Raw genomic sequence first — 9,419 nt, 5'->3', positions numbered from 1 at the left:
AAAACAACATCTATTATAAAAACTATAAAAGGAGCTAGATCCCTCCCTACGCTTCTCTTAGAGGAAGGGGATTGCGCTCCTATTTTTGTTCAATAACAAACCATTTTCATTTAAATAATGATTTAATACCTTCTTTGCTTGTAATTCTCCTTCTTTCCCTGCAATTCTTTTTTGATCTTCATCATCTTCATCACTTGATAAACTTAAAAATAAAAATATGAATAATATAATTACAAAAAAGATAATCACTATTATCTGCATTATGTATCACCTCTTATCCATTATAACAAAAAGAGAAGAACCAAGTCTTCTCTCTTTTACTTTCTAACGAACATATTTTTTCATTACAATAATGTAAATTCCTAATAAGCTTATACCTAGTAAAGCCATTGGCACAATACTATTTGTATTATCTTCTGTTGTTACAGCTTTTTTACTTTCTACTTTTGTTTCTTTTTTAGAAGCTGTTTCTTCTTTCTTTGTTTCAGTTTTCACATTTTCTAACTTAGCAATCTTTTCTGTTTCTAACACTTCTTTACATACTGTACATTCTTTATGTTTTGATCCTTCTTTAGCTACTGTTGGTTGTTGATCAATGATCCAATCACTTGATATATGTTCTCCTTTAGAATCCTTATCTTCATAATATTTATTGATTGTTTTTGATGTTTTTCCACATCTTGAACATACATACCAATATGTATCGTGTTCCTTACAATTAGTTGCTTTTTCTCTTAAAAATTGTGGATTCTTAACTTCTATATAAGCATGTCCTAAATGAGTACCTGTTGCTGCAAATGCTTCTGTACCTTTTGCTCCACAAATACAACTCTTATAATATCTAGCAGGTGTCATACAAGTAGCTGGAGTCGCTAAATATTCACTACTTTCAACTTCTTGATCATACACATGATTTCCTACTTCTGCAGATTCATAATACTTATCTTGTGCATTTTCATCATCTTTAGCACTAGCATCACATCTTGAACATACATACCAATATGCATCATGTTCTTGACAGTTACTTCCTTGAGATTTTAAGTATTTTTCATCTTTTATTTGTTTTGTATATTCATGTCCTAATTTTGTATCTTTATCTTCAAATGTTTCTGTAGTACTTACTTGACCACAAGTACAGCTTTTATAATAGATAGCATTTGTTGTACATGTTGCTTTGTCTTTTAAAGTACTTACTCCATTGACTTCTTTTAATTTTTGATCAAAAGTATGTTCTTCCCAAACTGCTTTAATTTCCTTATTTTGATCATCTTTAGTAAATACTCTTGGATCTCCTACTTTATAAATAGTACTGTCTACTTGCCAGCCTTTAAAATGTTTTCCATTTGGAGCAACATATTCACATTTTGGGAAAGTAAATTCTTTATCTAATTCAATAGCTGGATTAGTCATTGTTCCTGTTCCACCATTAGAATTGTATTTGATTTTTAATTGGAATACTAATGCATCAATTGCATCATTGATGGCTTTTGCCATAGCATCTACTTCATCTTGTTCTGTTATATTTTTACTACGTACAACTGTTTTAATAGCATCTTCTACCTTTGAAAAATCTTCATAGTTATCTTTATTAAGTTTATTTGCTTTTTCAATAGCTTTATCTACTTCTGTATAATCTGCAGCTTTATATTCTAATTGATCAATTGCTTCATTAATAGCCTTAGCATAACCATTAACAACCTCTTGTTCAGTAATATCTTTATCACGATTGACTGCGTTAATAGCATCCTCTACCTTTGAAAAATCTTTATAATTATCTTTATTAAGTGAATTTGCTCTTTTAATAGCTGCATCTACATCTGTATAATCTGCACCAGCATATGTCATACTTAATAATTTAGCTATAACACTATCAAATATTGCTGTAGCCTCTTTTGAGCTTTTAGCTCCCATATAATAAGCACTATTTTCTGCTCTAGTTCCTAAGTTTTTATAACTTTGGGCATCTGAGTAATTACTAGAAACTCCATGCATATAAGCATTAAACTTTTCTGCATCTGACCAACTACCACTTCCTACATGTCCAGTAATAGATGGATCAGTTAAAGAAAACATTCCAAATGTATAAACTTCTGCATCTTTTTTTATTTCCTCTGATGCTGTAATAGCTTTATTAGCGACATCATCATCAAAATTATTCAAAGTCGTTGGCTGACCATCCGTTACAAAAAAAACAATTCTTTTGGCATCTTTTCTACTTTCATCATTTTTACTTTGATTAATTTGTTTTAATGCTAATTCCATTGCAAAATCTGAACGTGTTGCCCCTGCAGGACTAATGCTATTGACAACATCTTCTAACTTTGCTTTATTGTCATTTGTGGCAGTAAAGAAATCATTCATAATTTGCGTATAATTATATCTATATCTATTTTCAGTATAGGTATCATTCCCTACTTTATCTGATTTATCTCCAGCAAATTTAATAATCGAAATTCTACTTTGATATTTTTCATCACTCTGTTTTGAATTATTTTTAGCAAATTCCTCAATAAATTGATTAATTGAATCTTTTAAAATTTTAATCCTTTTAGTAGTATCAGTTGAAGTTATAGGATCTTCCATACTCCCTGAAACATCTAAAACCAAGACAATATCAAGTGGTATATTATTCTTTTGATTAGCCGCAAATACGTTGGCTGGCATTTGTGCAAAGAACATCATTAATGTCAGTATACATGCTATCACTTTCTTATATATTTTCATTTTCACTATCCCCTTTCTTTGAATATTATTCATTTCCTCCTATGCTTTTATTTTACTTTTTTTAATTGTTATTTTTTATAATTGGCGCGAAATGTCGTTTTTAGGGTGTGAAATGTATATAAGAAGTGTTTTTATTTTGATAAAATAGTATTAGGTGATGTATATGAATATAGCAATATGTGATGATGATCTTTTATATATGAATCAAGTTAAAGAAATGATAGAAAAATGGGGAAAGGAACATCATGAAGATGTTTCTATTTATCTTTTTAATCATGGGGATGCTTTAATTAATAGTTATCAAAAAAGTCATATCGAAGTTATTTTATTAGATATTATGATGCCTTTATTAAATGGTATGGAAACAGCTCATGAAATTAGAAAAAATGATTCTGTCGTTAAAATTATTTTTTTAACCTCTTCTCCTGAATTTGCCTTAGAATCTTATGATGTTAAAGCAAGTGGATATCTTTTAAAACCTACAACTTATGAAAAACTATGCTCTCTTTTAAATGATTGTAAACAAGCATTTCATTATGAACCTGAATCTATTATTGTTAAAACAGATAAAGGATATCGTAAAATTTATTATCATTTGATTGAATGTGTTGAAGCACAAAATAAAAAAGTTTTATTTTGTTTAAATGATGGTGAATGTCTAGAAGTTTTAGATACTTTTGTTCATTGTAGTAATGAATTAACTACAAATGATGCATTTTATAAATGTCATCGAAGTTACTTAGTTCATATGCCTGCTATTGATCATTTTAATTCTATAGAAATTGAAACAAAAACACACAAGAAAGTTCCCATCGCAAGAAGTTATGCTAAATCTTTTAAAGAAGCTTATTTTGAATATATGTTTAAAGAAGGTGATTAACATATGATTTATACTATTTTAGAATCTATTCGTTATACTTTAACTTTATTATTCGGTATCTTTGTTTCTGCACTATTTCTAGATATTAGAATCAATAAAAAGAATGTCATTTGTCTTTTTCTATTCTTTTATATTGATTTAGTATTACAAGGTATTTTCTATTTTACTAAAGATTTATCGGCTGTTATTTCTTTATATCCTTTTATTACCCATTTACCACTTTTATTATTTTTTGTTTTAATTTTCAAAAAACGATTATTTCCAAGTTTAATTGCTATAACAAGTGCTTATTTATGTTGTCAAATAAGTAACTGGACAACAATCTTTGTTTCCTCTTTTATTAAGAATATAGATAATATAACCTATTCTTTAACACTCATTATTTCTTTTGTTTTCATTATTAAATTTGTTTATTTACCTATTTCTCAATTATTAAAAAAACAATCACGTGAACTTATTTCTTTTGGTATCATTCCAATTTTCTATTATATATTTGATTATCTTTCTACCGTTTATACAAAGCTTCTTTATATTGGGAATAAAACAACTGTAGAATTTACACCATTTCTTTTATGTATCTGTTATTTTGTATTCTGTACCGTTTATTTTAAACAATATGAAGAAAAGCAAAAAATAGAAACGACCAATAAGCTTATTTATATGAAACAAGCACAATCAAAAAAAGAAATGAAACTGATGGAAGAAAATGAAAAAAAGATTATTTTAATGAGACATGATATGCGTCATTTTTTAAACAATATACTAAACGATCTTGAAAATAATCAAAATGAACATGCTATCGAATATATTCATACTTTATTTGATGCCATCGATCAAACTGTAAGAAAGAAATATTGTTTAAATGATACTGTTAATATGATTATGACATCTTATGAAAATAAAATGAAAGATGAAAATATTGATTTTCATTATCATTTAGATATTCCTCAACAATTGTCTATTAGTGATATCGATTTAACTTCTATTCTATCTAATGGTTTAGAAAATGCTTTTAAAGCTGTTATGCCATTAGAAAATGAACGTTTTATAGAATTAAATATGCAAGAAAAATGTGGTAAGCTACTTATTTCGATTGAAAATAATTACTTAAATGAACCTATTTTTATAGATGGTATTCCTATATCTAAAGAAAAAGATCATGGCTTTGGAACTCAAAGTATTGCTTATACAGTTGAAAAGCTCCATGGAAATTGTCAATTTTCTACTCATCAACACCATTTTAAATTAAGAGTTGTCATTTAAAAAGGATTACAGGTTAAGCACCTTGTAATCCTTTTACATCTTGATCAGTAATTCTTTTACCATCTTCAATTTTATTAATAACATTAATAATACCGTTCAAAGATTTTTTATTAGGTTTCATTGTATAACATTTTTTACCCTTCATAGAATATGTTTTATATGAAATTTCTGGATCTCCCGTAAGTTGAACATTGTACATTTTCCATTTAGACATATCATCTAATTGCGTTTGAACAAGTGATTTTATATCTTCAGATGACATATTAGCTTCAAAACATCCTTCTACTGCTTGTAAAATATTTGAATAGTTTGTAATGATTTTAGGAGAAACAGCTTTATTGATCATGGCTTTAAGTAATCTTTGTTGGTTTCTTCCTCGATCAAAATCACCACTTGGTAAAGCATATCTTTCTCTTACAAAACATAAAGCTTTATCTCCATCCATTTGATTAATTCCTTTATTAATATGATAGTGACCATGTAATGTTGTAAATTCATAAGGTGAATCAATTGTTACTCCACCTAAAGCATCAATGATATTAGTAATTCCACTAAAGTTTGTCTTAGCATAATAATTCACTTTTAAATCCAAGAAATCTTCTATAGAAGAAATTGTCTCGTTAATACCATACATAGCTGAATGCGTTAATTTATCCATTTTTCCATTTTTATGCAAGGTAATTTGTGTATCTCTAGGAATAGATACAATTAATATTTGTTTTTGAATTGGGGAAACACAGACAGCAAGATTAACATCAGCTCTTGAAATTGCTGAAACTGTCCCATAAGTATCTATTCCTGTCATATAAACAATAAATGGATTTTTAGTCACATTTGTTTCTTGTGTCACAGAATTTAATTTTTCTTGAATTTCTACTTTATATAAACTCTTTAGATTTTCATCAATGCCTTCATGATTTGCTTCTAATAAAGCCATATAAGCATTATCAGCAACAATAACATCAATGTCTCCATCCATGATAGCATCTCCTAATAAAGAATAATCTTTATAATCTTTTGTTTGAAAATCTTTATTTGCTTTATTTTCTATTTTAGCAATTGCTGATGTAATATTCTTTGAGCCTTTTTCACTAGCAATTCCAATTTCTGTATTACCTTTTACATCACTTAAACTTTTAATAGCACTCTCTTTTTTTACATACATACAAATAACTCTTGTTTGTGTAAAAGAACCTGTAATATTAGATAAAAAATTATTTCCTTTAAAAGCCATTACCGAAACAAATCCTAAAGCAATGCTAAGTATTAAAGATAATAGCTTTCCAAAAATCAATCTAGCATATTTATTTTCTCGCTTTTTCTTTTTAATACCTGATTTAATAAGCAATGAACTTAACATCCATAACAAAAAAATAATACCACATAAAATCAAATAATATTTCATTGGTAACATCTTTAATATATAAATACATCCTAAAAAAATGATAGAAACGATAAATTGTATTAATAATAAAATACGTCTAGAAAACAACTTAGACATAAAACTTCTTTTCTTTTTTTTAACCATTAAAACACCCTCTTAACATGCAAATATTTTAGCACATCAGACATACTTATTCAATTCAAGCTCATTTACAATTAACAACAAAAAAACTAGATTTCTCTAGTTTTCCATTTTTTCTTTTACAGGATCAATCCCTTTTCTTTGTAAAATCGCATGTACTACATTTCTTTTACCACTTTCACTTCCTGCAGAAGTACAAGTAGATAAAGTAATTACCGATTGTACTTGAGATTGATCAAAATCTACTTTAATAGAAGATGTCTTTACCATTTCTTGTACAAATGAAGCTGTATCAACAATTTGTGTACTATATAAAACACTTGATTCTGAAATAATATGTCCTACAACCACTTTATATTGACTTACTGTACCATCAGGTAAATAAATATAAACATAAGGATGTCCATCCGCAAAGCTTTGATCCGTATAGGATTTAATATTATTAAACATTGAACCATTTTTCATATTATGACCATAAATAACCGTATTAAAATCATTAAATGGATCTTCATTTTCACTTGCGATAAAAATACTACCTGCACTTAATTCATTATGATCTATATCACTATGAATATAAGTGTCATTCGTTTCACCTTGTAAAACAGGATAATTCACATTTGTATTTGGAATTTGAATCCACGCTTTCACATCTTTATTTCTTTGTAAAAGCTCATCCCAATTAATTTGTAAATAGCTTTCCTTTTCTTCTTTTTCTTCCGTATAAGTTTTAGCTAATTCTCCATAATCATCATCTATTTTTTTATAATTCAAATAAATATTAATTAAATTATATGCTGAGTAACAAAATACACAAACACAGACAGTTAATAAGATATATCTAATTACTTTTTTCATTATACATTAAATTTAAACAACATGATGTCTCCATCTTGACCTACATATTGTTTACCTTCTTGTCTAATTTTTCCAGCTTCTTTTAAAGCATGTTCACTACCATATTTCACTAAATCATCAAAACTATATGTTTCTGCTTTAATAAAACCTCTTTGGAAATCACTATGAATGATACCCGCCATTTCTGGAGCTGTCATTCCTTCTTTAAATGTCCATGCTCTTACTTCTTGTACTCCAGCTGTAAAATATGTTCTAAGACCTAATAAGCTATAAGCTTCTTTAATTAATTTATCAAGACCACTTTCTTCAATACCTAAATCTTGCATAAACATAGCTTTTTCTTCTTTATCCATTCCTACTAATTCAGCTTCAATTTTTGCACAAATAGGAACAACGTCGCTACCTTCTTCTTTCGCAAATTCTAAAACTTGAACATAATATGGATTTTGCATTGGATCTTCTAAATCTTCTTCACCTAAGTTAGCTACATAGATTAATGGTTTCATTGTAAGTAAAGTATATTGTTTGACAATTAACATTTCTTCTTTATCAAATTCAATACTTCTTGCTGGTTTATTTGCTTCTAATGTTGGTTTTAATTTTTCTAAAACACTCATTTCAGCTTTAGCTTCTTTATCACCTGATTTAGCTTTCTTTTCTAAACGTCCAATACGTTTTTCAACTGTTTCTAAATCAGCCATGATCAATTCTAAATTAATTGTTTCAATATCTCTAATAGGATCTACATCACCATCAACATGTGTTACATCCTTATCTCTAAAACATCTTACAACCTCACAAATTGCATCCGTTTCTCTGATATTTCCTAAAAATTTATTACCTAATCCTTCTCCTCTACTTGCACCTCTTACAAGACCTGCAATATCCGTAAATTCAAAAGTTGTTGGAACTGTCTTTTTAGGTTCAATCATTTCTGTTAATTTATCTAAACGATAGTCTGGTACTTCTACGACACCTACATTTGGATCAATTGTCGCAAACGGATAGTTTGCTGCTTCTACTTGTGCATTTGTAATTGCGTTAAATAATGTTGACTTACCTACATTTGGTAATCCTACAATACCTGCTGTTAATGCCATCTTTTTCACTCCTCTTTTTTTACCTCTTTATTGTAATGAAAAATACCCATAAAAGCAATATTTTCGTTTTGTCATTTTTTTTCATTTAAATTTATTTTATAATAGCAAAGAGGTGATTGGATGTTATCAACAATAGATTTGCACGGATGTAGTCAAAGTGAAGCTAAAGTAAAACTAGATCATTTTTTAAAAGGAACTTCAATTCTTGTTAAAGAAGTGACAATTGTTCATGGATATTCTTCTTCTATTCTTTTAAATTATGTTAGAAAAAAATATTCACATCCAAGAATTGAAAGAAAAATACTGACACTTAATAAAGGAGAAACAGTCTTTATCTTAAAATAATGGAAAAATTTTATCAAAACAATCTCAATTACATCCGTCAACATCATTTAGACAAAATATGCGTTGTAATAGCTAAAATAACCCCTTATCTTACAGCCGTGCTTTATGCTTTAACACTTCTCATATTATTTATTAATCATTCATCAAAGCTATTATTGACAATCATTAAACCATTAAGTTCTTTTTTGATTGTAACACTTATTAGAAAACTCTATAATCGTCCACGTCCTTGTATGACATTTAATATTGAACCACTTGTAGGTCATAAAACAGGAGAATCTTTTCCTAGTCGTCATACAGTAAGTGCTTTTGCGATTGCATTTGCCTTATTGAAAATTAATATTCATTTAGGAATCATTACTTTAATTATTGCATGCATTGTAGGGCTATCAAGAATCATTTGTGCTGTTCATTTTATAAGTGATGTTCTTTGTGGTTTTTTAATTGCATTGATCATTTATTTGATATAACGAAATTTTTATTTCGTTATTTTTTTTTACTTTTTTTTAAAAAATAAAAAGAAAAAGATCAAAAAATTGTCTATATAATAGGAGGAAAAACTAAATGGAAAAAGTATTAGAAATCACATCAAATGATCATATCATCATGATCGATAAACTCTGTAAAAGAATATTAGGATATCCTGAAATCTTAGGAAGAATCATTAAAGGTTTTATTAAAGAAGCTGAGGATGTATCTTTAGAAGAAATCATTGAACTTATTAAAG

9 protein-coding genes are annotated in these 9,419 nt (G+C 27.8%); 4 read left to right on the top strand and 5 right to left on the bottom strand.

Annotation, left to right across the window (positions count from 1 at the left end; all coding sequences use genetic code 11):
* Window positions 1-57 precede the first annotated feature (57 nt).
* Together HUU89_RS14225 and HUU89_RS14220 are read right to left on the bottom strand one after the other, a co-directional pair.
* Window positions 58-261 carry a hypothetical protein gene (locus tag HUU89_RS14225; RefSeq protein ID WP_175302104.1) on the bottom strand — a complete coding sequence of 68 codons (204 nt, stop codon included), beginning with the start codon at window positions 259-261 and terminating at the stop codon, window positions 58-60.
* Window positions 262-324: 63 nt separating this feature from the next.
* Window positions 325-2,724 (bottom strand): vWA domain-containing protein, encoded by a 2,400-nt coding sequence (locus HUU89_RS14220; protein WP_175302103.1) that lies wholly within the window; start codon window positions 2,722-2,724, stop codon window positions 325-327.
* 163 nt (window positions 2,725-2,887) lie between these two features.
* Between HUU89_RS14220 and HUU89_RS14215 the strand changes: the two genes are divergently transcribed.
* Together HUU89_RS14215 and HUU89_RS14210 are read left to right on the top strand one after the other, a co-directional pair.
* A complete protein-coding gene (locus tag HUU89_RS14215; RefSeq protein WP_199588535.1) occupies window positions 2,888-3,604 on the top strand; it encodes a LytR/AlgR family response regulator transcription factor in 717 nt (238 codons plus the stop codon).
* 3 nt (window positions 3,605-3,607) lie between these two features.
* Window positions 3,608-4,867: a sensor histidine kinase gene (locus HUU89_RS14210; RefSeq protein WP_175302102.1), complete on the top strand. Its 1,260-nt coding sequence runs from the start codon at window positions 3,608-3,610 to the stop codon at window positions 4,865-4,867.
* Window positions 4,868-4,880: 13 nt separating this feature from the next.
* Here HUU89_RS14210 and HUU89_RS14205 read toward each other — a convergent pair whose 3' ends face one another.
* The 3 genes from HUU89_RS14205 to ychF form a co-directional block, all read right to left on the bottom strand.
* Window positions 4,881-6,395 (bottom strand): LCP family protein, encoded by a 1,515-nt coding sequence (locus tag HUU89_RS14205; protein ID WP_175302101.1) that lies wholly within the window; start codon window positions 6,393-6,395, stop codon window positions 4,881-4,883.
* 96 nt (window positions 6,396-6,491) lie between these two features.
* Window positions 6,492-7,247, bottom strand: coding sequence for a class B sortase (gene srtB, locus HUU89_RS14200; protein WP_175302100.1), 756 nt, complete (start codon window positions 7,245-7,247; stop codon window positions 6,492-6,494).
* The gene (gene ychF, locus HUU89_RS14195) at window positions 7,247-8,347 is read right to left on the bottom strand and encodes a redox-regulated ATPase YchF (RefSeq protein WP_022002578.1); all 1,101 of its coding nucleotides are present in this window, start codon (window positions 8,345-8,347) and stop codon (window positions 7,247-7,249) included. Before ychF ends, srtB begins: the two co-directional genes overlap by 1 nt.
* A gap of 120 nt (window positions 8,348-8,467) precedes the next feature.
* Between ychF and HUU89_RS14190 the strand changes: the two genes are divergently transcribed.
* Together HUU89_RS14190 and HUU89_RS14185 are read left to right on the top strand one after the other, a co-directional pair.
* Complete coding sequence (locus HUU89_RS14190) at window positions 8,468-8,692, top strand: Smr/MutS family protein (protein WP_032090959.1); 225 nt, start codon at window positions 8,468-8,470, stop codon at window positions 8,690-8,692.
* Window positions 8,692-9,162 carry a phosphatase PAP2 family protein gene (locus tag HUU89_RS14185; protein WP_175302099.1) on the top strand — a complete coding sequence of 157 codons (471 nt, stop codon included), beginning with the start codon at window positions 8,692-8,694 and terminating at the stop codon, window positions 9,160-9,162. The genes HUU89_RS14190 and HUU89_RS14185 overlap by 1 nt, the downstream gene beginning before the upstream one ends.
* Window positions 9,163-9,419 lie beyond the last annotated feature (257 nt).

This window comes from Faecalibacillus sp. H12 (genome assembly GCF_013361255.1).
In the GTDB taxonomy this organism is placed as follows: domain Bacteria; phylum Bacillota_I; class Bacilli_A; order Erysipelotrichales; family Coprobacillaceae; genus Faecalibacillus; species Faecalibacillus intestinalis.
The sequence above is the reverse complement of the archived record's forward strand: the minus strand, read 5'-3'. Positions and strand labels throughout refer to the sequence as shown.

Excerpts from the sequence above, each read along its gene's own strand:
- HUU89_RS14225 (WP_175302104.1), bottom strand. The coding sequence starts at position 261 with ATGCAGATAATAGTGATTATCTTTTTTGTAATTATATTATTCATATTT.
- HUU89_RS14220 (WP_175302103.1), bottom strand. The coding sequence starts at position 2,724 with ATGAAAATATATAAGAAAGTGATAGCATGTATACTGACATTAATGATG.
- HUU89_RS14215 (WP_199588535.1), top strand. The coding sequence starts at position 2,888 with ATGAATATAGCAATATGTGATGATGATCTTTTATATATGAATCAAGTT.
- HUU89_RS14210 (WP_175302102.1), top strand. The coding sequence starts at position 3,608 with ATGATTTATACTATTTTAGAATCTATTCGTTATACTTTAACTTTATTA.
- HUU89_RS14205 (WP_175302101.1), bottom strand. The coding sequence starts at position 6,395 with ATGGTTAAAAAAAAGAAAAGAAGTTTTATGTCTAAGTTGTTTTCTAGA.
- srtB (WP_175302100.1), bottom strand. The coding sequence starts at position 7,247 with ATGAAAAAAGTAATTAGATATATCTTATTAACTGTCTGTGTTTGTGTA.
- ychF (WP_022002578.1), bottom strand. The coding sequence starts at position 8,347 with ATGGCATTAACAGCAGGTATTGTAGGATTACCAAATGTAGGTAAGTCA.
- HUU89_RS14190 (WP_032090959.1), top strand. The coding sequence starts at position 8,468 with ATGTTATCAACAATAGATTTGCACGGATGTAGTCAAAGTGAAGCTAAA.
- HUU89_RS14185 (WP_175302099.1), top strand. The coding sequence starts at position 8,692 with ATGGAAAAATTTTATCAAAACAATCTCAATTACATCCGTCAACATCAT.